The organism is Sphingomonas sp. UYEF23 (assembly GCF_040546165.1).
GTDB classification, from domain to species: Bacteria; Pseudomonadota; Alphaproteobacteria; order Sphingomonadales; family Sphingomonadaceae; genus Sphingomonas; species Sphingomonas glacialis.
Genome location: NZ_JBEPNG010000007.1, coordinates 206,045 through 231,459 on the forward strand (window position 1 = coordinate 206,045; position 25,415 = coordinate 231,459).

Here is a 25,415-nt window from a genome sequence, read left to right on the forward strand (position 1 = left end):
ATCCTTCACAGAACCGAATGCTGGACGAAACTCGCCGGCGCATCGTCACCCCATTGCGATGCGAAGCCGACATCGACCGAATGCGACCCTTGCGGATGGCTGGCGTTAAGCACGTCGCTGTCGGTCCAATGCTCGTGGATGCGGTTCCACGGGTCCTGCCAGTAATCGAAGATCTGGCTGCCGAGAAAATGGCGGCCGATGCCCCAGCTGTGTTGGTATTTCTTCGCTGCCTTCAGATGCTCGTGCCCCGTCATCACGTCGTCGAGGTCCTGCACCTCGAACGATATGTGGTTGAGCCCGTTGCGTTTCTGCTGAACGACGAAGAGGACGTGATGGTCGACCATCTCGTCGCCGCGATCAAGCCGATTGAAAGATGCGATCACGTGATCGGGCTCGCCGACCCATACGTCGTCGGTGCCGAGCATGCCGAGCTTGTCGCGATACCATGCGACGGTGCCGGGTAAATCGGTGGCGTGCACGACAGCATGGCCGATCCGCTTCACCTGCGACGCGCCGAGCGTCGGGCGCATCAACTCGCCAGGACGCATGATCCCGTGCGCGCCGACGTTCAGGTGCTGACGCTTGACCGGCATCGCCGGCAAACGGGTCACATCGGCGAGGATCTCGATCTGGAACCCCAATGGGTCGGTCAGCACCACACGCTTGCCACCACCCGGCTCGTCGAGGCTCTCCACCGCCTGCGGTCCGGCGAGCTTCGCCAGGTCCGACGCATCGGTCGCGAGATAGCCGAAGCCGACGACCTTGGGCTCGCCCAGCTCGGTGACGTGGAGATGATGGTTGCCGTCGGTACCGCGCATGTACAGCGCGGTCGGCGTCCGGGCCACCTTCGCCAGACCGAAGTCAGTCAGAAAGGCTTCGGCCTCGTCGAGATCGGGCGAGCGAAGGCGGATGAACGCGAGTTCGGGAACCTTGACCTGGGTCTCGATCATGCGACGGGCTCCTGCAAGAGATTGCGGTCGAAGAAGTCGAGCGTCAGCGCCAGCGCCTCGTCCGCTTCGGGCTGGCTGTAGGTCAGGCCACCATGGCGCGCGAAAGCATGGTCGGCATATGGGTACTGGTGGATGGTAACGAGTGGACTGGGACTCAGCTTGCGCATCAGCAAATCGTTGACCTCGCGCTGCACCCACCGGTCCTTCATCGCCATGTGCAGCATGAACGGGCGGTGTAAGTTACCGACTTCGCGAATTTCGTGTTCGATATAGGTGCCATAATAAGCGACCGCGCATGCGATGTCGGTGCGGCAGCACATCAGGTAACAGAGCTTGCCACCCAGGCAGTAGCCGACCGCCCCAACCGGGACATGAAACTGTTCGTTCAGCCAGCCGGCACAATCCTCCATGTCGCGAACGGCCAGATCATAGTCGAAGTCATAATAGAGATCGAACGCCTTCTCGACATCTCCCGGCACCCGGTCCGAGAGTTCGACACCCGGCTCCTGCCGCCAGAACAAATCGGGCACCAGGCAGATATAGCCTGCCTCCGCGAACTCGGTTGCGTGCGCGCGCATCGTGTCATTGACTCCCCAGATCTCCATGATCGCGATAACCGCGCCTTTCGGCGGGCCATCGGGGACTGCAAGCCAGCCACCCATCGCGCCGTCGCGTAATTCGATCCTGACCGCTTCCTGCTTCATTTCGATCCTCCCAGCCGATTGACGGCCGCCGTTATCCTGTCCTTGTGGTCTTGCGTTCCATGAGCCAGAGCCTGGAACGCCGCCGACAGCTCGAGCACGCTTTCCAGGCTCGCCGTCTGTGCCTCACGGAGCAGCCGCTTGGCCATCCGCAATGCCTGTGGCGGGTTCTGCGCTATCTCGACCGCTAATGCATGGGCGCGCGGTAGCAGCTCGTCGTCGGGCACCACTTCGGAAACCAGTCCGCAGGCCAGCGCCTCGGCGGTATCGATCGTCCTACCCGTGAACGTTAGTTCCGCCGCTTTCGATATGCCGACGATCTTCTGAAGCAGGAATGCGCCACCGTCACCCGGAATGATCCCGAGTTTGACGAAGCTCTCGGCAAAGCGCGCCGACTGGCTCGCGATGCGGATGTCGCACATGCAGGCGAGGTCGAGCCCGGCGCCGATCGCGGGGCCGTTGATCGCTGCGATCACCGGCACCTCCATGTGGAACAGCGCCTTGGGAATGCGGTGGATGCCGTGTTTGTAATGATAGCGATCATCGACGGGCTCCAGCGCCGGATCGGCCCCACGCGCGACCATCGCCTTTATGTCCCCGCCTGCACAGAACGCCTTGCCTGCGCCCGTCAGCACCGCCGCCCGTACCGACATGTCCGCCTCGAGCCGGTGACACGCCGCTTCGATGGACGCATATTGCTCGTCATTCGCCAGAGCATTCCGGCTTTCGGGTGCGTTAAGGGTAAGCGTCGCCACGTGATCCGCAATCTCGACACGGACGAATCCATTCATATCACGCCCTCCTGTACCAATTTGACCATTCGAGGACCAAGGCCAAGCCCTTCGCTGAGGATCGCGTCATTATGCTGCCCCAAGGTGGGTGGCGATAAACGGTAGACGATCGGCGTTGTGGACAGTCGGAGCGGATTTGCGACGAGAGGGGTCGATCCTGCGACGGGATGGGGCAGATCCACGCGCATGCCGCGGGAGACGATCTGAGGATCGGCGAAGACGTCGGCAAGCGTGTTGATCGGGCCGCACGGCACGCCGATTGCCTCGAGCGCCGCCACCCATTCGCTGGTCGTGCGGGAGACGGTGGCGCCGCCGATGCGCGACACCACCTCTGCGCGCGCGGCGACCCGGCCGCTGTTCGTGGCGAAGCGGGGGTCCCGCGCGAAGCCCAGCAGCTCCCAGAGCCGCGCGAACTGCGCATCGCTGCCGACGGCCACGATCATGGCGCCGTTTAGCGTCGGAAAATCCTGATAGGGCACGATATTGGGATGCGCGTTGCCCATCGGTTTCGGGCTGTCACCAGACACCAGATAGTTCATCGCCTGGTTGGCCAGGCAAGCGACCTCCACGTCAAGCAGCGCCACGTCGATATGCTGCCCCTCTCCGGTCACGTCGCGGTGGGCGAGTGCGGCAAGGATGCCGACGGTGCCGTACAGCCCGGTCAGGATGTCGACGACCGCAACACCGACCTTCTGCGGTCCACCGCCGGGCTCATCGGCTTTGCTGCCGGTGATGCTCATCAGCCCGCCCATCGCCTGGATCAGGACATCGTATCCGGCGCGCGTCGCATATGGCCCGGTCTGCCCAAACCCGGTGATCGAACAATAGATGAGGCGCGGATTGATCGAGCGCAGGCTCTCGTAATCGAGACGATAGCTTGCCAACCCGCCGACCTTGAAGTTCTCGATCACGACATCGGCGCCAGCTGCCAGACGTCGGATGATCTCCTGCCCATCGGGGCTGGCGATATCGACGGTCACCGAGCGCTTGTTCCGGTTGGCCGCGAGATAATAGGCGGACTCACGGGTCGGTATGCCCTCCGCATCGGCGAGGTATGGCGGTCCCCAGCCGCGCGTGTCGTCTCCGCTCCTGGGCCGCTCCACCTTGATGACGTCGGCGCCGAGATCGGCAAGCAACTGGGCCGACCATGGCCCGGCGAGGATACGCGACAAATCGAGGACGCGCAGTCGGCCGAGCGCCCCCTGCCTATCGCTCTGGACCGCCCAACCACCCTGCCCCCCATCGTCGAGCATTTTTTGCTCTGTCAAGATCGCTCTCCTTCGGTGTTGGTTTAAAGGCAGCGCTACGATAGTGATAATGCCGATTATCTATCAGGACGATTGAAGCGCTCGATGATCCCACCCCGCTCCTCCATAAAGCTGCGTCAGCTCGAATATTTCCTGGCGGTCGCTCGGACCCTGAACTTCTCGAAAGCCGCCGATTCGATCTTCGTCACGCAACCGACGATGTCCCACCAGATCGCGGAGCTCGAAAGCCAGATCGGCGCGGTCCTCTTCAACCGTAACGGCAAGGCCGTGCGCCTGACCGAAGCAGGTATCCTCTTCCGGGCCTATGCGATGCGATCGCTGGCCGAACTCGAGGCGGGACGGCATGCGCTAGAAGAGCTGAGTGGGCTGCAGCGCGGCACGCTGAGGGTCGGCGTGAGCCAGTCCTTCGTCCGCAAGCTCCTGCCGCCGATCCTGGGTGCGTTCATTGGCCGCCACCCGGCGGTGCAGCTGACCGTCACCGAGATGACCGCAGGGCAGATCGAGCTTGCGCTGTCGCAGAGCGAACTCGATCTCGGCATCGCCTTTGCACCCGCGGTGCTCGACGAGACGGTTCTGGAACCACTCCTGGAGGAGCGGCTGATGCTCGTGATGCGCGCGTCGCACCCACTTGCGGTCCATGATCAGGTGGCGATGCGTCTGCTCGACGGCGTGGCCATGGCCAGCTTGTCCGAGACGTTCTCGACTCGTTCGATGATCGATCATTTCCTCGCACAGGCTGGCGCCAGCCCGGTCATCGCCTGCGAGACGAACTCGATCGCCGTCATGCTCGGAGTCGTCGCGTCGTCGGACGTGGTCGCCATCATTCCCGAAGGCGCGATCATTCCGGCTCGGGACATCAGGATCGTGCAGCTCACCGACCCCGCGCCCGTGCGCGTCTCGGCGCTGCTGTGGTCACGGCACAGTTTCCGCAGCAATGCCGCCGAAGCCTTCGCGATCATGCTCCGGACGAACTTCCAGAACCTCCTATCGGTAGCGGCATGAGGCGATAGAGGTTTTCTATTGATCCGATAGAATAATAAACATTCAGATATCCCGATCCGGGCCTAATCTTCACGATACCGACACCCGCAAGAGGTGCGACGCCCGGGAAGAGGATAACTGATGGCCGTTACGGCATTTGGGTTCGTGCGCGCACAATCGTTCATGATTAAGCCAGTCGGTCTGCTGACGACCTGCGCGGCGATCGCAATCGCGAGCGGCGCCACTCCCGCTCGGGCGCAGAGCGTCTCGACGCCGGCCACGTCGCCTGCCGACCCGGCGCCTGCCGATCCACAAGCGGATCCGAATACGGCGGACATCATCGTCCACGCGCTGCGCCGATCCGAAACCCTGCAGAGCGTGCCGGCCGCGATCACCGCCTTCACTGCGACGCGCATCGAGGAGGCGGGCATCACGAAGCCGGCCGACTTCATCGCGCAGACGCCCAACGTCACGCTCGTCCAGACGCAGAATGCGGGCACGTCGTTCGTTGTCATCCGCGGCATCGGCCAGGCGCGAAACAGCGAACCCTCGGTCGCCGTAGTCGTCGACGGCGTACAGCAGGTGAACCCGTCGCAGTTCAACCGCGAACTCTTCGACGTCGATCAGATCGAGGTTCTGAAAGGTCCGCAGGGCGGCGTCTACGGGCGCAATGCGATCGGCGGCGCGATCGTCATCACGACGAAGGCCCCCACCGACACGCTGACCGGGCGCTTCAAGGGCGGTTTCGACAATGGTCCCGGCTTTCGCGTGCAGGGGGTACTGAGTGGCCCAATTACGAAGGGCGGGGACCTGAAGTTCCGCGCCGGACTGTCGTACTACGACACCAACGGCTTCATTCCCAACGTCTATACGGGCAAGAACGCAGACCCGGTGCGCGACCTGTCGGGCAGCGCGCAGCTGCTGTGGGAACCGTCCAGCACGCTGTCGTTCGATCTGCGCGGTTCAGTCGATAGGCTGCGTACCCGCGGCTATTACTTCAACATCGTCTCCGACGTGAACGACACCAGCGTGCCAGTACAGGTCAACAACCCCGGCATTGACAACCGCGACATCTACGATGTGTCGGCCAAGGTTTCCTACGATGCCGGCTTCGGCACGTTCACGTCGATCACTGCCTATGATCGCCTGACCGAGATCGTGACCGGCGACGGCACAGACTTCAAGCCGCGCGAACAATCCCTGCTTTATGGCTATTTCGGCTTCGATCTGGCGCAAAGCCAGTTCCTCCAGGTCGAAGCGGTCAGCCAGGAGGTACGCTTCGCATCGCCTGTCTATCGGCCCTTCAGCTTCATCGTCGGTGCCTACGGCCTGCACACTGACCGCTACATCTCGACCAGCAATCTGAAGGATATCGGCGAGGGCGTGTTCCCGGTCTACCGCACACCCAGCACCAACCCGCGCAGCCCACAGTATAGTTTCCTCGCGGACTCGCAGAACAATTTAGCCTGGGCGGTGTTCGCAAACGTCAACTGGAAGCTCGCGCTCGGCCTGGAATTCGACGGGTCGCTACGCTATGACTCCGATCGTCGTCGGCAGACGACGCTGACGCCGACCGCGTATCTGCCGAACGTGCCGGGCTTCCCGCAGGGACTGACCGGCGACGTGCGCGCCAAGACCTTCAAGGAACTTCAGCCCAAGGCCACGCTGCGCTACAAGGTCGGCAATCCACTCCTGGTCTATGCCAGCTTCAGCCGGGGTTTCCGCAGCGGCGGCTTTAACCAGACAGGGGTGGCCGCGATCGCCGCGTCGAGCGGGGTGGTCGGCATCCGCGACGTCTATGACGCTGAGGTCGCCACGACTTATGAGATCGGCGCCAAGACGCAATGGTTCGACCACCAGCTCGATATCAACGTCGCGGCGTACACGACCAAATCGCAGAACGGCTATTTCTTCTTTTATCTCGCCACCAACGGAACGCAGAACCTCGGCAACGTGCCTGAGGCGAGGTACAAGGGCTTCGAGGTCGAGGTGAACGCGCGGCCGATGCGCGGCTGGGAACTCAACGCTGGGTTCGGCTACACGGACAGCGCAATCCGCAAGTTCCCCGATCCCACGGTGATCGGCAACCACGCCCCGCTGGTTTCGGAATATACCGTCAACGCCGGCACCCAGTATAAATGGGCGCTGGGCGGCAGCGGCATCGAGGCGGTGGCGCGGGTCGACTATCAGCTATTGGGCAAGACATGGTTCGATGTCGCGAACAGCACCGTCCGCCGCCCAGTCGGGCTCGTCAATACGCGACTCGGCCTGCAACGGAACAATTCCTGGACCGTCACCGCATTCGCTAAGAACCTGACGAACCGGCTCTACAATGCCGAATACGCGCCAGGCGGCTTCGTCTTCAAGGCCGAGCCACGGCAATATGGCGTGGAGTTTACGAAAACGTTCTGATCTGTGACCGGGGTGCTGCGTCTGGTGAGCGACGCGGCATCCTAAGGGATGGCGCGCTTTGCGCGCCAAGTCGGGAAGTGCGTCTCGCGCACGAACAGCAGGACGATCAATCCGAGCAGAAGTCCGGCGATCGCCATCGGTAAGATGGCCTGGATGCCGTAGCTATGGGCGACGAAGCCGGCGATGATCGGTGCTACCCCGCCACCGAAGATCTCGCCGACGCCGATCACGAGGCCGGTGGCCGAGGTCATGAGCGCTGGCGGCACAGCCTCGATGCTGAGCGGCCCTGCGGTAAGCGGGATGAGGTTGTGCAGGAAAAAGGCCGTACCGAACAGAAGCATGAACAGCGTCGGGACGTGCGGACCCGCTTTGGCGAACAGCGCGAGAAACACGACCGATCCGATGACGTCGATCAGGCCCACCGTCCGGCGCCCGATACGATCCGACAGCCACAACATGACCAGATCGCCTGCCGTCGCGCCGAAGCCGATGCCCGACAACGCCAGTCCCATGCTCGGCAGATCGAGCTTCAGATAGGCGATCATGTAGCTCGGCAGCATCGCGGTGATGACGATCAGCGCATTGAGCCAGCAGAGCATGGCGATCATGTTGAGCGGAATGTTGGGGTATGCGAACACGTCGCGCCAGCTGTGCGACACCACATCGCGCACCGTCGTGTGAAGCGCCAGCTCTGCCAGTGGAACCGGACGCAGACGGCGCGCCAGCGCCCAGGCCACCACAAGCCCCGGAATCGTGACCAGCGCGAAGATGATCCGCCAATCGACGACGTTGAGCAGCTGGGTAACGACCAGCGGAGCGATCGCCATGCCGAACAGCGGCAATGCGGCCTGCTGGAAGCCGATGTTGCGACCTTGGCTCGCCGGGTCGGAAGCCTCGACCGTGGCCACAAGGGCCGCGGGGGTATACCCCCCCTCGAAGACCCCCATCAGGACGCGAAGGAGGACTAGGCTGAGCAACCCGGTTGCTAGTCCCGACACACCGGCCAGCGCGGAGAACAGGACGATCGAGCCGACGACGACGCGGCGGATGCCGATCCGCCGCACGAGCGGCCCGGCAAGGATCGAACAGAGGCCCCACGATATCGCAAGTGCACCGGTTATGAGACCGAGATCACGGTAGTCGAGATGTAGATCCCGTTGTAGAACGGGAAACATGGGCAGGATCATGAACCGATCGAACCCCACCAGTCCGAAACCGCCCGCCAGCAGTCCGATCGTGAGCGTGTCGTTGCGCGGTCGCGTCACGCCTCCCACCGTGCAGGCAGGTTGACGACGCCGCGGAAGCGCCATCCTTGCGTACGGACGGAGTGGTCCTGATCCAGTGTTACATTATGCAGCGTACGGTAGGTTTCCTCCAGCGCGATCCGGCCGATGTTGCGCGAGAGATAGTGGCCCGAGCAGAAATGGGGGCGGTAACCGAACGAGGCATGGCCCTTGCGCTGGCGATCGATGCGGTAGGAGTCCGGATCGTCCCAGCGGGTCGCATCGCGGTTCGCAGACGACAGGATGTTCGCCACGACGGCGCGTTCGGGGATGACGACGCCGTTCAACTCGAACTCCCGAGCGGCCCGCCTGGTCGTGACGCCGATCGGAGCGATCCACCTCAGACCCTCGTCGAAGGCCTTCAACGCGAGCCCGACGGGATCGGCGGCGACCATGGCGGATTGATCGGGGTTCTGCAGCAATCCGAACATGGCGTTCGCGGCACCGTGACCCGGCTCCTGCAGCGCACCCAGGATGATGACGTGCATCGTGGGCATGATCTCCTCCAGCGAGCGAATCTGGCCTTCGGGCATGCCGCCGCGGACGACGTGCGACGTGACGCTCTCATCGGGTTCCGACACGACTCGCTCGTACACGGGACGCATCGCCTCCGCGATCTCGGCCTTGATCGCGTCCAATGCCGACCAGATCGCAGGATCGTCCGCGACGTTCTGCGCGCCTGCGTTCATCGCATGGAACCACCGCGCCAGCGTCGGACTGTCGACCGCCTCGAGCCCCAGCACGTTGGCGATGCAGCGCACGCTGATCGGCTCGAAGAGCTCGGTGGTAAGGTCCCCCTCCCCGCGTCCGCGTATCGCGTCGAGATAGGATCGCACGATGGGCCGCGCGAGCCCATCGACGTAGCGATCGACCGGCTCGGGCGCGAGCTGCGCGTCAATGCCTGCGCGCAGGCACTTGTGGGTCTCGCCGTCCATCGTCAGGACGTTGGGGATACCCATGGTCTTGACCATCGGCTGAAAGGCGTCGGACGGCCCGAAGACCTTGTCCTGCCCGCCTACCGTCTGGCAATCCCGCCAGCGACTTATAAGCCACTCTCCGGTCGGTTCATAGTAATGGACTGGAGACTGCTCGCGCAACGCGGCATAGATCGGGTAGGGATCGTCGAACAGATCGTCGGGCGTGAAACTTTGCAGGTCGATCGTCATAGTGGCCTCTCAGTATTTGTACCCGGCGGTAAACCCGAACGTACGCGGCGGCGCGAACGAGGCGACATGATTGCCGAAAGCGACCGTGGTTGCATTGGCTCGGACCTTCGCCTGGGTCAGGTTGTCGGTCCATACCGATAGCGAATAGTGATCGTTCGCCGATGTCCAGCGCAGCTTGCCGTTGACCTGGACGAACCGGGGCTGGCGGATCTGGTTGTCGGGTTCGGTGAACCACCCGGAATTGTACGAGACGGTGGCGTTGGCGTTCAGCTTCGCGCCGCTCGCCAGCGCATAGGTATAGTCGCTGCCGAGCGTCCCCGTGAAGGTCGGCGCGATCGGCAGCCGGTTGCCCGTGGCCGGGGCGACGCGGACCGGCGTCCCGCCCTGAAGCGTCGACAGCGGCGCGGCGGGGAAACTGCCGAACTTGGTGCTAAGAAGCTCGATGCCGCCGGTCAGCCGGAAACCACCGCCCAGCTTCGCCGCCAGATCGACGTCCAGTCCATAAGCCCTGGCCTTCGCACCATTGATGATACCGAGCGATCCGTCCTGCTCGATCCGCTGGATCTGGATGTTACTGTAGTCGTAATAGAATACCGACGCGTTGGCCGTCAGGTGACGGTCGAACAGCGTCGACTTCAGGCCTGTCTCATAGGCGTCGAGGACTTCGGGGCTGAACGGTGCGGCGCCGAGCTGTCCGGCGTTGAAACCGCCGCTCTTGAAGCCGCGGTTGAACGACGCATAGACCAGCACGTCGGTGAACTGATGGTCGAGCGATGCGCGAAACGTCGGCTTCCGGAAGGTCGCACTGTCGTGCTGCTCCTGCGGAACCGGGATGAACGCGCCGCTGGTGAGGCCTAGCGTTCGCGTCACGTCCGCCTTGCGCGTTTCCGCGGTGTAACGCAGCCCTACCGTTAACGTGGTCGCGGGCAGCACCTCGTAGCTGGCCTGGCCGTATCCGGCGATTGATTCTGTGCGCTGTTCGCCGAACGTTCGGATCGTCGTCAACGGGAACATCGGATCGATCAGCGCGCCGAGCAGCCGCACGTCGAGCGGATCATATTTGGAATTGGCCTTAAAGTAGAACGCCCCCACGGTCCATTTGAATTTCCCACCCGAAGCCGACTGGAGCTGAAGCTCCTGGCTGAACTGCTGATCGCGCTGGACGTCCTGAATGCCCTGGAACGGCGTGGACGTCGCATCCAGATCGAGCGCATTAGCGTAGTAGAGCTTGCGATAGGCAGTGATGCTCAGCAGATTGAGATGACCGAGGCCCTGCTCGATCTTCAGGCTGCCGCCACCGCTCTCGACGTTGTTAAAACCCTCAAGGTCGCCTGCCACGTCCCAGACGCTGCCGCCATACACCGGTCCCGTGCCCGGTGCGGGGGTGGTGCCGAGTTCGAGCCGGTTGGTCCCTTGCGTGCCCTTGGTGTTGGAATAGTCGCCTGACAGCACGATCTTGGTGTCCGCGCCTGGCGTGAAGACCAGCTTCGATCGCAGATTGATATCGTGATCGGTCCGCTTGGTATCGCGGTTGAGCGTGATGTTCCGGCCATAACCGTCGCCTTGGAACTTCACGAGCGCCGCGAGGTCGAGCGCGACATCGGGCGCCAAACCGCCCGCGACGTACAAGGACCCAGTGCTGGTGTTATAATTGCCGTAGCCGGCGCTTGCCTGGAGCGCAAATTCCTGGGTCGGATCGCGCGTAGTGACCTGGACCAGCCCAGCGACCGCGTTGCGGCCGAACAGCGTTCCCTGCGGACCCTTCAGCACGCTCACCTGCTCGACGTTGTTGAACGAGAACAGGGCGCCGGTGGCCGAGGCATAATAGACGCCATCGACATAGACCGCGACACCGGGCTCGATACCTGGGCCCGCCGTGGACGAGCCGATGCCGCGAAGGCGCGGCGTCACGTTGTTCTGGATGTTGCTGAATGACAGACCCGGCACCAACACCCGAAGGTTCTGCAAGCTGGTGATGCCCGCCGCCGTCAGCTGTTCCGACGACACGGCCGCGACCGCGATGGGAACGGTCTGCAGGTTCTCCGATCGCCGCTGGGCGGTGACGATGATGTCCGCAAGCCCGTTACTCGTTTCGGGCGTCGCAGCCTGCGCCGACGCGGTGCCCGGCGAAGTCGGGCTTGGGAGAGATGCCGGTGCCGGAGGGCTGGTCTGCGCCTGTGCATGGAGCACGCCAGGCATGAGCGCACTCGACACCAGTAGCAGGGTTTTCACCAGAGATCGGCCCACATCATCCTCCAAGTTCATGCTCTGTCGTCAAGCTTAAGCGTTGGATTAGATGCCATGGTCTCAGAGGAGAAATGCTATTAGGGAATGGACACGATAGATCCTGTCTATCGGTAGATCATTCCTGCCGATTGTGCCACCCTACCCTATCTGTAGTCACAACCCATTTATCTGCATGCCGCGATCTGGTTCGAGCTGGGCGAAGGAGACCGCGGACGATCGATCTGTAAGGGCTAACCGAGCAGCAGATAGCGGAGCTTCGCCGTGCTTGTCCAAGAGCGGCGCCTAAAAAGGAATGGATAATCGGTGGGCCGTTCGCATGAAATGCGGCAGGTCGAGCAGACGATTGCTGATATAGGTCAGCGCCACCACCGTGAACCGCCAGGCTGGGGATCAGCGTTGACGGCATGATGCGCACCTGTCGGGCCTGGGCGCTCGCATCGCGCTAGATCTCGGCATGGCTGCCGAGTTCAACCACGCGGTTGATCGGCAAGCCGAAGAACGACATCGATGTCTCCGAATTGCGGACCATCGCGGCGAACAAATGGTCCTGCCACAATGGCATCCGCGCGGAAGAGGGGCTCAATTTCGCGCTCGACGCGGCCAATATGGGAAGTTGGACCCTCGATTTGGAAACAGGGATCGCGCTGCGCTTCTTGACGCCCCCCCTGTTTTTTAGTCCATTTTGAGCGAGAGTTTACCGGCCTTGAGACGCCTTCGGGCAAGGAGCTGGACATGAAGAAATCTAGGTACACCTACGAGCAGATTGCCTTTGCGTTGAAGCAGGCCGAAACCGGCACGCCGGTGGCCGAAGTGATCCGGCGAAAGGGGATTTCGGAGCAGACGTTTTACCTTTGGAAGAAGGTGTACGGCGGTCTCGGCGTCGGCGAATTGTGGCGTCTGAAGCAGCTCGAAGATGAAAACCGACAGCTTAAACAGCTCGTCGCTGACCTAAGCCTGGACAAGCATATCCTGCAGGACGTTCTGAAAAAAAGCTCTGACGCCTGGACGACGACGCGACCTCGTCGCGTACGTCCAGGCGACCCATATTGTCAGCGAACGACGCAGTTGCTCGGCGCTGGGCGTCGAGCGGTCGTCGGTGCGCTACATCTCGCACAAGCCGGATCCGACGCCGTTGGTGATGCGCATCCGTGATCTGGCGGCAACGCGCACGCGGTGCGGCTATTTCCGGATCTATATCCTGCTGCGCAGGGAAGGATGGGTCGCGAACCATAAACGTGTTTACCGGCTATATCGGGATGATGGACTGAGCCTTCGGCTCAAGAAACCAAGGCGCAACGTCAGCGCCGCCAACCGCGAACGGCAACCTGCGGCTCTGGCGGCGAACGAGATGTGGTCGATGGACTTTGTATCGGATGCGCTGTTCGATGGCCGACGGTTACGGGCGCTGACCGTCGTAGACGCCTTCACCCGGGAAGCCTTGGCGATCGACGTCGACCAAGGGATCAAAGGCGAGCAGGTGGTCGAAGCGATGGGGCGGATCTCATCGGTCCGCGGCGCGCCCAAGACCATTCGTGTGGACAATGGCCCGGAGTTCATCTCGAAGGCGCTCGACCGCTGGGCGTATGAGAATGGGCGTGACGTTGGACTTCAGCCGACCGGGCAAACCGACGGACAATGCCTTCGTAGAGTCGTTCAACGGTCGCCTTCGCGACGAATGCCTGAACGCGCATTGGTTCCTGTCCATCACCGACGCTCGCGCCAAGATCGAGGCTTGGCGGCGGGACTATAACGAGAGGCGTCCTCACACATCGCTTGGCTGGCTGACGCCGATCGAATATGCTGCCGCGACGGCCAAGATCGCCGCCGAATGAACGCCGGAAACTCACCTTCGAACTGGATGAGAAACCGGGGGACCCTCATGAATGCCGGAAACTCACCCTCAGGTTGGATGAGAAACCGGGGGACCCTCAAACACTGGCCGGTCTCTGGTTGCCGCTGGATGAAAGGCGGGGGTCACGTCACCTTAGACGCACTTGCAGACATTCAGCGCCATATTGATAGTCCCCGAGCTCGGTTGCTCTTTCATTCGACATCCTCTCGGAGCAATGCCCAATGCATGGTCATCATAAGTCCGACAAGAGCGCGCAGAGCCCAGCCGCAGCGCCGGAGTTACACATTGCGGCAGCGACAACAAAGCTCCGCAGAAGCTGTCGCTACCACCACTTAACTGACAATCTTTACCTCACAGCGACGGATCGTGCCAGCGGCGCTCCTTGATGGTTACCGACGCCGTCGGCCCGACCAACTCCGCATCGCTACCGACGGCAAAGGCGTAGCGTCCGCTCGGCATGGTCCAGCCATTGTCGCGCCAGTCGGCAAGTAGCCGCGGGTCGATGTCGATGGTGGCGGTGGCGGACGCACCCCCCGCAAGGTCGACGCGGCCATAGCCGACGAGGCGCCGCATGCCTTTGCCAGCGCGGGAGACGAGATAGAGTTGCACGACCGTCGCGCCGGAACGGTCGCCGGTGTTCTTCACGGTCACGCGTGCCTGGGTGCCCGTGACTTGCGGCGTGGAGGTCGTGAAGCTGGTGTAGGACAGGCCATAGCCGAACGGGAATGCGGCCTTTGCGCCTTGGCGTGCATTCCAGCGATAGCCGACATCGGACCCTTCGATGTCGTAATCGGCGATCAGCGGCATAGTCCCGTGCGGCGGATTTCCGGCGAAGTCGGGTTCGAGTTCAGCGAAACCATCGACCGATTTCCGCGGCAATTGGTCGGTGCTGGCCGGGAAGGTGATCGGCAGCCGTCCCGAAGGATTGGTACGGCCGAACAGGACGGACGCGATGGCATTGCCGCCGCGCGCCCCGGGATACCAGGCCTCGATGACCGCTGCCGTTCGCTTCAGCCATGGCATCAGCACGGGGCCACCGGTTTCCAGCACGACGATCGTGTTCGGGTTGGCCGCAGCGACGGCTTCGATCAGGGTATCCTGGCCGTTCGGTAACGACAGGTCGGGCTGGTCCAACCCTTCGCTCGCCCATTGCGTCGCAAAGACGACGACAACATCGGCCTGTCGCGCCGCCGTGACGGCATCGGTGATGTAGCGTCCGTCGCGGAATCGGAAAGACGCCTGTGGGGCCAGCGCCTTCATTGCATCAAGCGGGACCGACCGATGATAGGATTGCGTAAGAAACGCAGCGAATGACCCGGTGCCGCCGAGCGAAATCGACAGCGCTGGGCCGCCCTGGCCCTGCACCTGACTGGACCCAGCCCCCGACAACACCCCTGTGTCGGCATAGCCGCCGATCACCGCAATCCGTTTCGCCGTGGCCGCAAGCGGCAGGACGTTGCGTTCATTGCGCAGCAGGACGATGCCCTGTTTGGCGACATCCTCCGCTACCGCGGCATTGGCGGCAAAATCGATCGCCCCGCCCGGTTTGGCCGGAGAAATATCCATGCCATGTTCGTAAATCGCCCGCAGGATGCGGCGGTTCATGTCGTCGACGCGCTTGGCGTAGGCTGGATTGACGCGAGCCTCCTTCGCCAGCGTGTCGCTGAAGAAGACGGCTGGGTCAAGCTCGGCACCAGATTGCTGATCCAATCCCTTCATGGCTGCGTCCAGACCCGGCACCGCCCCCCAGTCCGACATAACGAAGCCATGATAGCCCCAATCCTGTTTGAGCACGTGGTTCAGCAGCCAATCGCTGGCGCAGGCTTGCGAGCCGGCCACCCGGTTGTACGCACACATGACCGCGCCGGGATTTCCGATTTCCATGCCGATCCGAAAAGCGAGCAGATCGCTTTCCCGCGCCGCCGCTTCCGAGATTTTGACGTCGACGAACTTGCGGGCGGTTTCCTGGCCGTTCAGCGCGAAATGCTTGATCGTCGAGATGATGCCGTTCGACTGAATGCCGCGAATTGCATGCCCGGCAAGACGACCGGCGAGCAACGGGTCTTCGCCCAGATATTCGAAATTGCGGCCGTTGCGCGGATCGCGCATCAGATTGGCGCCGCCTGCCAACAGGACGTTAAAACCCTTGGCCTTTGCCTCGCCGCCGATCATCCGGCCGCCCTGTTCGATCAGTTCGTTGTTCCAGGTCGAGGCCATGGCCAGGCCGGACGGCAACGCGGTCGCCCCGTCGTGACGCAGCCCCATGATGTAGGACACGCCGAGGCTGGCATCCGTTTCGCGTAACGCTGGCACGCCCAATCGCGGAATCCCCGCGATGTAACCGGCACCGAAAATGGCGCCTGACGGCAGCGGCGGCGACTTGGGTCCCAGGGGCAGTGGCATGATGCCATGCGTCAGCACCGTCTTTTCGGCCGGTTGCATCCGGGCGAGCGTCTTCTCCGCCCGCGTCGCCGCGTCAGCAGGCGCGGGCTTGGCTTCCCGCGCCTGCGCAACAGATGTGGTCGCAATGACGACGATCGCCGTCTGCAGGAGAAGGGATCGTACCGTCATCGTCATTCCTCATACTGTCGTTCCGGCCCGGAGCTTCGCCCGACATCGGACGGTCATCCGGCCCTTTTCAGTGGGCGCCGAGTTTCACGTCCAGGATCACGCCGATCGTCCGGATCGCAGCCGATGTCAGCTGCGCATTCTGATAGCTGCCACCATTGCCGATCGATGCGACGAAATGCTTGTCGAACACATTGCGGGCGAACACCGCCGCACTCCAACGGCCATCCGACGATCGCACGCCGATCTGGCCACCGGCAATGCCATAACCGCGCTGTGCCGACAGCGGATCGCCGTTTGCGCTGAAGTTCACCGAACTGCGATAATTATAGTTGGTCCGCAAAAAGCCCGTCGTCGTGGTCGACAACGGCAGATCATAGCTGGCGGTCAACGCGTAGCTGAACTTGGGAGAATTCGGCAAGATGAGACCGGTATTGTTGAAGAACCGCGTCGCCGGAACGACCGTCGTCGTACCCGGAATCGTCGTGCTCAGGAAACAGCCCGGCTGGGTCGGATAATTGCAGGTGCCGTTCGGGAAATCAGCGAACTTCGCCTCGATATAGGCGGCGTTGCCGGTGATCGTCAGACGCGATGTCGGGCGCGCGGAGAAATCCATTTCCACGCCGCGCGTGCGCACCTTGCCGGCGTTGGCGATCTGCAGGATCGCCAGGTTCGTGCCGTTGAAGATGAACGGGGTGGCGACTTGCGTCTGGAAATCCTTGATGTCGGTCGTGAAGAGATCGACGTTGAAGATCAATTTCCGGTTCAACCACGACGTTTTGAGACCGACTTCGTAATTGGACGGAATTTCCGGGTTCGAGAATAACGGTTGGCCGAGCTGATATCCGCTCACCAGGCCGATGCCCGGCCCTTTATAGCCGCGCGCATAGGTCGCATACGCCATGACGTCGGGCGTGACCTTATATTGCGCACCAAGTTTGAAGGAGAAGTTGTTGGCTTTGCGGTTGCTCGGATAATTGTCCTTGTTGAAGGACAATGGGGCGGCCCCAGGGAATGGCGCGTCCGTGCTAGAGACCAAGGTGCGATTATAGTTGACGAGGGTCAGATCGTCATGGGTGTAGCGGCCCCCGGCGATGAGCGTCAGGGTCGGCGTGACATGGATGTTGGCCTGCCCGAACGCCGCGTAATTGAGCGTCTGGATATCCGGCTGCGCCTTGCGGCTGAAAACCGTGGTCGCCGCCGGGAAAGCCAGCTGCCCCTGTTGCGGATAGGCCGCTTTCAAGTTCTGGTTGAAATAGTACAGCCCCGTCACGTAATCGATCAACCCACCCTTGGGTGAGGCGAGCCGCAATTCCTGCGTCAATTGCTGTTGGCGCTCGTCCGCGCCGTTGACGGGAAAGACCGGCGTGTCGGTGAAACCGGTGTCCGTATTATCGTGCAAGACCCAGCGGCGATACGCGCTGATCGAGGTCAGCGTGTAGCGGCCGAAGGACTTGTTGATCTCCAACGACCCACCCCACTGGGTCATGTTTTCATACACCGCACCGCCCACGTCGGTCTGGTTGTTGTCATAACTCGGGACGATACCGTACACCGCGAGGCGGGAGACGACGTAATTGTTCGGTGCGGCGCCCACGGTACCGATGATGACCGACTGGCAACAGGCCGATGTATGCCGCGCCCAATCGCCTGCGACCAGCACGGACAGGTCGGCATTCGGTTCGTACAGCAACTTGCCGCGAAATCCGCCCTCCGACACGCCCGCCAGGGTCTGCTTGGTGAAGACGTTGTTGATGAACCCGTCACGGCGATTGAGATAGCCGTTCACCCGCAATGCCAGTTTGTCGGTGATGGGCGCGTTGAGAATGGCGTTCAGCTTCGTCTCGTTATCGGTGCCGTAAGACAGACGTCCTTCGGCGGAAAAGCTCTGTGTCGGATTGCGCGTCGTAATGCTGACGACGCCGGCCGACCCGCCCTTGCCGAACAGCATGCCCTGCGGCCCGCGCAGAACATCGACTTGCGCGATATCGGAAAGGTCCCCGGTGCCCATGCCCGGACGGCCGAGCACCACCCCGTCGACCACGACGCTGACGCTTTGTTCGGTCCCGTCGGCAAAGGCGAAGGTGCCGACGCCGCGTACCGCGAAGCCTTCGCCACGCACGTTGTTCGATTCGGCGAACTGGACGCTGGGGGCCAGGAAGCGGATGTCGGTGATGTTGGTGAGGTTCGCGGCCTTCAGGCTGTCGCCGCTGATCGAGCTGACCGCGACCGGAACGTCTTGCAATCGCTCGCTACGTTTTTGCGCGGTGACGACGATGTCGGCAACGCCCGTGCCATCATCGGTCGCAATCGGGGTTGGGGTAGAGGTCGATTGGGGCAGGCTCGTCACGGCTTGGGCGTTGGCCATAGCGGGGCACGCCACCATTAAAACGCCTAGTGAAATCGATCCCAGCAGCGCGCACTTCATCATGGTTCCCCTCCCAAGGTTTGACGGTTTACCGCGCATTCACAGGCAGCTGATGCTCCCGACGAAGGCTCGCTCTGTGGCGATGAACGGAACCGCGAAAAATTGTCGTACTATGCGTGTCGTGCATACCGTTTATCGGCATGTCATGCACTGAGTATGTGATCTCACGCCGTCAGTCAACAATATTTCATGTAGTGTATGCGCATATGCCTTTAATACGCATTTCGATATACACGGCTGATTATGTTACAGCATGCGGCTGATGATGATGAAAAACAGCGAGGGGCATAGCAAACACCCGATGCCCGTGTGAAACGTGGCCGTCAGCGCTCCATAAGGGACAAGGCGGGCGTCGGTCGCCGCAAGGCCTCCGGTAACGCCGCTCACCGTGCCCATCAGGCCACCGAAAATCATGGCGCTACGCGGGTTGTTCAGGCCGATCAGCGGGGCGACGAACGGGGTCGTGGTCATGACCAGAACCGCCTTCAGCACGCCGGTCGCTATCGACAGGGCGATGATCGGGGAGGACGCGCCAAGCGCCGCGCCGGTCACGGGCCCGACGATATAGGTGACGGCCCCGGCGCCAAGCGTCGTGAGCGTGACGGCATCGCGGTAACCGAACGTCCAGGCAATCGCCACGCCCATCACGAACGGCACGATGGTTCCAAGCGCAAGCGCCGTCACCCCCATCATTCCGGCGCGGCGTGCCTCCGCCACATCGACTTCGAAGGCGGTCGCGACAATCGCAAAATCCCGCAACATCGCCCCGCCCAACAGCGTCAATCCGGCGAACGCGGGAATGTCGGCAAGTCCCTTCTTGCCGCCGGTATAAATCCCGCCCAGCCACGCCAGGAACAGCGCGCAAACGATCGCGAGGGCGCTCGCGTGGATCCGACCGAAAGTGACGGTGCGCGATACCCAGGCACTCACCAGCATCAGCGCGCCGACGGCGACGAACGCGACGATCAGACCCTGCTCGCCCGCCAGCTTCTGCAGGATCTCAATCATGTTGGCGATTCGCCACCCGGCCGAGCAGCCCGACCAACGCGAAACAGACGACGATCACCGCGAACCCGGTCAGCAGCACCATCGGACCGCCCTCGACCGCCGCGACGACATTCTGTTGTGCCGCCATCGCGACGACGATCGGAATGTATAGAAGCGCCCAGAATTCGATCCCGAGCCGCATTGATGGGGTTGGTCCGCCGCGCTTTACTAGCCACGCCTTGGCGAAAAGCAGCATCAGCATCGCCAGCCCGACGCCGCCGACATTGGCCTTCACATGAAGCGCGATGCCGAATTCCTCGCCGAGAAACGCGCCCAGCAAGGTACAAAGGGCAAGCAGCGCCGTGCCATAGATCGCCATTTCACTCTCCCCCCGTTGTGCCTTTTTCTGATCGCGTCCGCTCGTTCGGCGCCCGCCTTCGAAAGATGACCGTCTTCGTCCAATGCCTACGCGCCATGCCTCGGGCGCGGCCGACAAGAGATGTTATTTTGCCGTGAACCGCACAAACGCGATGGCGGCATTGCCCATGTGCGCGCGCATGCACCGTGCTGCCTCTTCGCCATCGACGCGCATTATGGCTCTGATCAACTCGCCATGCTCTGCCCGCGAACGATCCAGCCGACCTGTTTCGCGCAACTGTGTCCGCCGGAAAGCGGCCATGCGATCGCGGAAGGTCATCGCCTGCTCCGCGATGAACGTGTTGTGCGTCCCTTCGTAGATGACCTGATGCAAGTTCCAGTTCATGCGATCGTACGCGTCGAAATCCCCCGCCGCGACCATCGCCTCCGATTCCTCGTGTAATTGGGTCAGTAGGCTCCGTTCCACCGGCGTCATGCGATAGACCGCGAGGCGCACGCACATCGCCTCAATTTCCGCTGCCATTTCGAACATCTCGATCAGTCGCTCGGGCGTGAAGCCAGCGACGATCGCACCCCGGCGCGGGCGCATTTCGACCAGACCGACCGCCGCCAACTGTCGGATCGCTTCGCGCACCGGCGTCCGCGAAGCGCCAAAGCGGTCTCCGATCTGCTGTTCGTCCATCGCTACGCCAGACGGCAGCGTGCCAGCGGTGATCTCATCGGCGAGCGCGATCCGGATGCGTTCGGACAGCAGCAGATTGGGAATTTCGACATTTGATGCCATAAGTGTGTCTCGCATGCGAGGGAGCCCTTGGCAAGCTATCGTGCATACACTAACCGCTGTTTCAACGATGTGCGTGATGCCGGGGCGCGGTTCGTTCGCGGGTGACCGGCGCAAATACGGGACAGGATATATGGAGCAGGACGTCTTTTCGGTCTTTCGGCGCCGCGCCGAGGCCGCGCCGACATCACCCTTTCTGGTGCTGCCCGACGGATCGTCAATCAGCTATGCCGACGCTGCGGCGCGCAGCGGCCGAATGGCAAACCTGTTCCGCAATCTGGGCGTGAAAGCGGGAGATCGCATCGCCATCCAGGTCGAAAAAACGGCGAATGCTTTGCTATCCTATCTTGCCGCAATGCGGATCGGCGCCGTCTATCTGCCGCTCAACACGGGATATACACCGGCCGAAGTGCGCTTTTTCCTCACCGATGCGGAACCGACGCTGTTCATCCATCGGCCCGAGGATGACATGGCGATGGCAGATTTATGTGCCGATATCGGCGTTCCGCAGCGACTGACGCTCGGGGCCGATGGCGCGGGGACGCTTGTGGTCGGCTTGGCGGCACACGCGGCGCAGTGCGAGGATTGCGCGGTCGCGGAAACCGATCTCGCCGCCATTCTGTATACATCGGGAACGACCGGGCGGTCGAAGGGCGCGATGTTGACCCACGACAACCTTGTCTCCAACGCCACGACGCTGGCGGAATGTTGGCGCTTCACATCGGACGACCGGTTGCTGCACGCGCTCCCGATCTTTCATACACACGGCCTGTTCGTTGCCACGAATGTGACGATCATGGCGGGCAGCGCGATCATCCTGTTACCGCGCTTCGACGCGGCCGAGCTGATCCGGCTGATGCCGCAAGCGACAACCTTGATGGGCGTACCGACCTTTTACACCCGGTTGCTGGCAAGCCCGGACTTCACCCGAGAGCGGATCGCGAACATCCGGCTGTTCGTGTCGGGTTCGGCGCCGCTCTCGGCCGAAACGCACCGTGCGTTCTCGGTGCGGACCGGCCACGCGATCCTCGAACGATACGGCATGACCGAAACCAACATGAACTCCTCCAACCCCTATGACGGCGACCGTGTCCCCGGCAGCGTCGGCCTGCCCTTGCCGGGCGTGGAGCTGCGCATCACCGATCCCGCGACCGGCAGCCCGCTGCCAGATGGCGAGGCGGGCATGATCGAAGTGCGCGGGCCGAACATCTTCAAGGGCTATTGGCGCCTGCCCGAGAAGACCGCTGAGGATCTGCGATCCGATGGCTTCTTCATCACCGGCGATCTGGGCGTAATCGACGAACGCGGCTATGTCTCCATCGTCGGCCGCGCCAAGGATCTCATCATCTGCGGCGGATTCAACGTATATCCAGCGGAAGTCGAAACGCTGCTCGATGCCGTCCCCGGCGTGGTCGAAAGCGCGGTCATCGGCGTGCCGCACCCGGACATGGGGGAAGGCGTCGTCGCGGTCGTGCAACGTGACGCGTCCGGTTTGGACGAGGCGGGCGTGCTGGCCGCGCTTGCCGGGCAGATCGCCCGCTTCAAACAACCCCGCCGCGTCGTCTTCGTGTCGGAACTGCCGCGCAACACCATGGGCAAGGTCCAGAAGAAACAATTGCGCGAAGAGTATTCCGGGCTTTTCGCTGCGAAGGAGATAGCGCGATGACGATGATCGGACGCCGCGCGTTTCTGGCGATGACGACGATAGCGGCGCTGGCGGGCGGCGCCGGTCTGGCAGTGGCGGACACCCCATCAGCGTTGACGATAACGACGCGCCAGGGCCGGATACGCGGTCGCAGCGTCGGCGGTATCCGAGTCTTCACCGGCATTCCTTACGGTCGCGCGGCACGCTTCACCGCCCCGCAACCGGCCGCCCCCTGGCCGGACATTTACGATGCGACCCGGCCCGCCGCTGTCGCGCCGCAGCTTCCCGGCATGGCGAAATATGACGGCGTGATGTCCGAGGATTGTCTGCAACTCAACGTCTGGGCGCCCGCCGATGCCGGTCCGCATCCGGTGCTGGTCTATGTCCATGGCGGCGGAAACGAAACCGGCTGGAGCGGCGATCCCGGAACCGCCGGCGACCGGTTCGCGGCCCACGGCACGATTTGCGTCACGGTCAATTACCGCGTCGGGGCGCTCGGCTTTCTCGAAACCGGAGGCCTGCTTGGGCGGGCCTACGCCGGCAGCGCGAACAACGGCATGCTCGATCTTGTGCTCGCGCTGCGCTGGGTCAGGGCGAACATCGCGGCGTTCGGTGGCGATCCCGCGCGTGTGACCATCGCGGGCGAATCGGCCGGTGGCAAGAACGTCGGAACGCTGCTCGGCATGCCGATGGCCGACGGACTGTATCACGGCGCCGCTCTGTTCAGCGGGGGAGCGCAGACGGTCCACACGCCGGATGAGGCGCAAGCGTTTGCGCGCGTGTTCGCCGAAAAATTGGGCGGCGCGGAGCGGCTGGCCACGGCGCCGGTCGAGGCGATCCTTGCCGCACAGGCGGCGGCACGCGGCGCCTGGCCACGGAATTTCCCGTTCCGGCCGATGGTCGATGGTCGCACGCTTCCCAGCGTTCCGCTCGCGCGAATCCGCGCTGGCGGAGGGCCGCGTGTACCGATGATGATCGGTAGTAACGCCGACGAAAGCCGACTGTTCTTGCCGCCTGCCTTAGCAGCCGGTTCGCTTCAGGAACGCAGCCTGTCCAACGAAACGATGGCGCGGGTGACCGCGCTCGATGCCGCCTATGCCCGCGCCTTCCCGGATCTTTCGGGTGCCGAACGGCATTGGCGTCTGCTGACGGCGGAGGAATATAGCATGCCATGCCAGCGCATTGCCGAAGCCCATGCGGCACGCGGCGCGCCGGTCTACCGCTATCGATGGACGTATCCGGCACCAGGCGGGCCTTTTGCCGGCCACAGTCCCCATGTCGTCGATGTACCCTTCACCTTCGACCATGTTGCCAATCCGGGCTTCACCGCGTTCTTCGGTCTGTCCGCGGCCGACCGGCCGATGGCGGATGCCGTGCATCAGGCAATGGTCCAGTTCGTGCGCAACGGGCGGCCGACGGCGACAGGCCTGCCGGTTTGGGACCGGTACGATGCGAAGGGCCGTCGGACGATGATAATGGCCCACCCGCCAGTGATGGCGCGCGATCCCGATCAGGTGGAAAGGCTGCTCTGGGCGGCCTGACCTACCCCGTCGCGCGCATCACCGCATCCTTGGGATCGAGCATCGCCGTCACGGCGGGGCCGGCCGCGACTGTGCGATTGCGCGCATAGCCGTCGCGGTTCGCTTGCAACGTCGGCAGATCGTACACGTAATTGACCATCAATCCGCCCGATTGTGCCATCCCCCGCGAACTGGTGTCGCCCACCCAGCATAACCGATCGACGCGCGCGCCGTTACCGACATGGAAGCGCGCGACCGGGTCGATCAGCCCGCCGCGCGAGTCGCGTTCGGTCAGAAAATAGCGCGCGGCCAGCGCCAGGCGGGATCGGGTCCGCGGATCATCGCGCGACCAGCTTAGGTCGGGCACACCGTCTGCCAGCGACAGCCGCGCATCGCCATCGCCGGCTTGCGCCGATTGCCCAAGCCATTTCAGAAAACCCGGGATGGGCGACAGCGTAACGAACGTTTTCAACCACGGCAGTTCACCGGCAAGGTCGTCGACGACTTGTTTGATAAGGAACTGCCCGAACGAAATCCCCGCCAGGCCGGGCTGACAATTGGAGATCGAATAGAAGACCGCCGCCTGCGCATACTTAGCTTCCAAAATCCCCCGCTCCGGCTCCAACAACGCGCCGATCGATTCCGGCACCGTGGCGGTCAGCGCGACCTCGACGAAGATGAGCGGTTCCTCGCCCAATGCAGGATGAAAGAAGCCGTAGCAGCGGCGATCCGGCGGCAGCAGCCGGTCCCGCAATTCGTCCCAGGTCGCGATCGAATGGACCGCCTCGTACCGGATGACCCGTTCGAGCAGGTCTGCCGGGCTGGACCAGTCGATTCGGCGCATCACGAGAAAACCCCGGTTGAACCATGAGCGCAGCAAATGGACGAAATCGTCGTCCAAAGTGCGCAGATCCGGATTGGCCGACAGCCGCGCCAGCAGGTCGGCGCGCATCTCGACCAGCGCAGCCGTTGCCATCGGCGCCTGATTGAGCCGCCGCAGCAATTCCTGACGGGGCGCCTCGGCCGCATTGCTGACGCGGCTTAGCGCACGCGCTGAAGGTGCGGCGTCATATGCATCCAGCGCTCGGCGGATCGTTGCCGCATCCGGCGCGAAGCCGCGGGCCAGTGCAAGCAGAAACGCGGTCTTTTTTGAGTCGGCGAGGTGGCGATAGGCAAGGATGAGTTGCCGCCCCTGCTGAACACCCGATGACTGGCTCCGCTCCGCCAGCAGTTCACCCGCCAGATCGAGCAAGTCCAAAACTTTGCCCGGGCGATCCGAGGACGTTTGCTCAAGCAGGTCCCGTCCAGGCCAACGAGACCGAGCGAACAGGGCTTCGAGCAAACCATTGAACAATCGCATCGAGCTTCCCCTTTCCACCGATGTCGTCGCCACGTGGATCAAATTCGACCCGAAGCTAAGCGATTTCCGTCGATATTCCAACGTGCGAAAAGCTGGA

General features: G+C 62.8%; 18 protein-coding genes and 1 pseudogene. 5 read left to right on the forward strand and 14 right to left on the reverse strand.

Annotated elements, in window-relative coordinates; all coding sequences use genetic code 11:
* Positions 1-5: 5 nt before the first annotated feature.
* From ABIB28_RS14090 to ABIB28_RS14105, 4 genes are read right to left on the reverse strand one after another with little or no spacing between them, the layout of a single operon-like run.
* Positions 6-950: a VOC family protein gene (locus ABIB28_RS14090; protein WP_354288752.1), complete on the reverse strand. Its 945-nt coding sequence runs from the start codon at positions 948-950 to the stop codon at positions 6-8.
* On the reverse strand, positions 947-1,654 hold the full coding sequence (locus tag ABIB28_RS14095) for a dienelactone hydrolase family protein (protein WP_354288753.1): 708 nt from the start codon (positions 1,652-1,654) through the stop codon (positions 947-949). The genes ABIB28_RS14090 and ABIB28_RS14095 overlap by 4 nt, the downstream gene beginning before the upstream one ends.
* Positions 1,651-2,442 (reverse strand): crotonase/enoyl-CoA hydratase family protein, encoded by a 792-nt coding sequence (locus tag ABIB28_RS14100; protein WP_354288755.1) that lies wholly within the window; start codon positions 2,440-2,442, stop codon positions 1,651-1,653. The genes ABIB28_RS14095 and ABIB28_RS14100 overlap by 4 nt, the downstream gene beginning before the upstream one ends.
* Complete coding sequence (locus ABIB28_RS14105; protein WP_354288756.1) at positions 2,439-3,695, reverse strand: CaiB/BaiF CoA transferase family protein; 1,257 nt, start codon at positions 3,693-3,695, stop codon at positions 2,439-2,441. Before ABIB28_RS14105 ends, ABIB28_RS14100 begins: the two co-directional genes overlap by 4 nt.
* Positions 3,696-3,794: 99 nt before the next feature.
* Here ABIB28_RS14105 and ABIB28_RS14110 point away from each other — a divergent pair, with 99 nt between their 5' ends.
* A complete protein-coding gene (locus tag ABIB28_RS14110; protein WP_354288757.1) occupies positions 3,795-4,712 on the forward strand; it encodes a LysR substrate-binding domain-containing protein in 918 nt (305 codons plus the stop codon).
* Positions 4,713-4,874: 162 nt separating this feature from the next.
* Positions 4,875-7,103, forward strand: a complete 2,229-nt coding sequence (locus tag ABIB28_RS14115) for a TonB-dependent receptor (protein ID WP_354288759.1) — start codon at positions 4,875-4,877, stop codon at positions 7,101-7,103.
* A gap of 41 nt (positions 7,104-7,144) precedes the next feature.
* On the opposite strand, the gene ABIB28_RS14120 is transcribed toward ABIB28_RS14115, so the two are convergent.
* The 4 genes from ABIB28_RS14120 to ABIB28_RS14135 all read right to left on the reverse strand — a co-directional run bounded on the left by ABIB28_RS14120 (position 7,145) and on the right by ABIB28_RS14135 (position 12,382).
* Positions 7,145-8,413, reverse strand: coding sequence for an MFS transporter (locus tag ABIB28_RS14120; protein WP_354288760.1), 1,269 nt, complete (start codon positions 8,411-8,413; stop codon positions 7,145-7,147).
* Positions 8,365-9,552: a cytochrome P450 gene (locus tag ABIB28_RS14125; RefSeq protein ID WP_354288761.1), complete on the reverse strand. Its 1,188-nt coding sequence runs from the start codon at positions 9,550-9,552 to the stop codon at positions 8,365-8,367. The genes ABIB28_RS14120 and ABIB28_RS14125 overlap by 49 nt, the downstream gene beginning before the upstream one ends.
* 9 nt (positions 9,553-9,561) lie before the next feature.
* Complete coding sequence (locus ABIB28_RS14130; RefSeq protein ID WP_354288762.1) at positions 9,562-11,784, reverse strand: TonB-dependent receptor; 2,223 nt, start codon at positions 11,782-11,784, stop codon at positions 9,562-9,564.
* 457 nt (positions 11,785-12,241) lie between these two features.
* On the reverse strand, positions 12,242-12,382 hold the full coding sequence (locus tag ABIB28_RS14135; RefSeq protein ID WP_354288792.1) for a KUP/HAK/KT family potassium transporter: 141 nt from the start codon (positions 12,380-12,382) through the stop codon (positions 12,242-12,244).
* 149 nt (positions 12,383-12,531) lie between these two features.
* On the opposite strand from ABIB28_RS14135, the pseudogene ABIB28_RS14140 reads away from it, so the two are divergent.
* Positions 12,532-13,631 (forward strand): annotated as a pseudogene (locus ABIB28_RS14140) (IS3 family transposase).
* 371 nt (positions 13,632-14,002) lie between these two features.
* On the opposite strand, the gene ABIB28_RS14145 reads toward ABIB28_RS14140, so the two are convergent.
* The 5 genes from ABIB28_RS14145 to ABIB28_RS14165 form a co-directional block, all read right to left on the reverse strand.
* Positions 14,003-16,222, reverse strand: a complete 2,220-nt coding sequence (locus tag ABIB28_RS14145) for a beta-glucosidase (RefSeq protein WP_354288763.1) — start codon at positions 16,220-16,222, stop codon at positions 14,003-14,005.
* A gap of 67 nt (positions 16,223-16,289) precedes the next feature.
* The gene (locus ABIB28_RS14150; protein WP_354288764.1) at positions 16,290-18,587 is read right to left on the reverse strand and encodes a TonB-dependent receptor; all 2,298 of its coding nucleotides are present in this window, start codon (positions 18,585-18,587) and stop codon (positions 16,290-16,292) included.
* Positions 18,588-18,893: 306 nt separating this feature from the next.
* Complete coding sequence (gene madM / locus ABIB28_RS14155) at positions 18,894-19,655, reverse strand: malonate transporter subunit MadM (RefSeq protein WP_354288765.1); 762 nt, start codon at positions 19,653-19,655, stop codon at positions 18,894-18,896.
* A complete protein-coding gene (gene madL, locus ABIB28_RS14160) occupies positions 19,648-20,013 on the reverse strand; it encodes a malonate transporter subunit MadL (RefSeq protein ID WP_354288766.1) in 366 nt (121 codons plus the stop codon). Before madL ends, madM begins: the two co-directional genes overlap by 8 nt.
* Before the next feature lie 123 nt (positions 20,014-20,136).
* Complete coding sequence (locus tag ABIB28_RS14165) at positions 20,137-20,811, reverse strand: GntR family transcriptional regulator (RefSeq protein ID WP_354288790.1); 675 nt, start codon at positions 20,809-20,811, stop codon at positions 20,137-20,139.
* A gap of 52 nt (positions 20,812-20,863) precedes the next feature.
* On the opposite strand from ABIB28_RS14165, the gene ABIB28_RS14170 reads away from it, so the two are divergent.
* Positions 20,864-22,459, forward strand: a complete 1,596-nt coding sequence (locus ABIB28_RS14170) for a malonate--CoA ligase (RefSeq protein ID WP_354288767.1) — start codon at positions 20,864-20,866, stop codon at positions 22,457-22,459.
* The gene (locus tag ABIB28_RS14175) at positions 22,456-23,979 is read left to right on the forward strand and encodes a carboxylesterase/lipase family protein (protein WP_354288768.1); all 1,524 of its coding nucleotides are present in this window, start codon (positions 22,456-22,458) and stop codon (positions 23,977-23,979) included. The genes ABIB28_RS14170 and ABIB28_RS14175 overlap by 4 nt, the downstream gene beginning before the upstream one ends.
* A 1-nt stretch (position 23,980) precedes the next feature.
* Here the strand turns inward: ABIB28_RS14175 and ABIB28_RS14180 are convergent, their stop codons facing one another.
* Positions 23,981-25,216, reverse strand: coding sequence for a malonyl-CoA decarboxylase (locus ABIB28_RS14180; protein ID WP_354288769.1), 1,236 nt, complete (start codon positions 25,214-25,216; stop codon positions 23,981-23,983).
* Positions 25,217-25,415 lie beyond the last annotated feature (199 nt).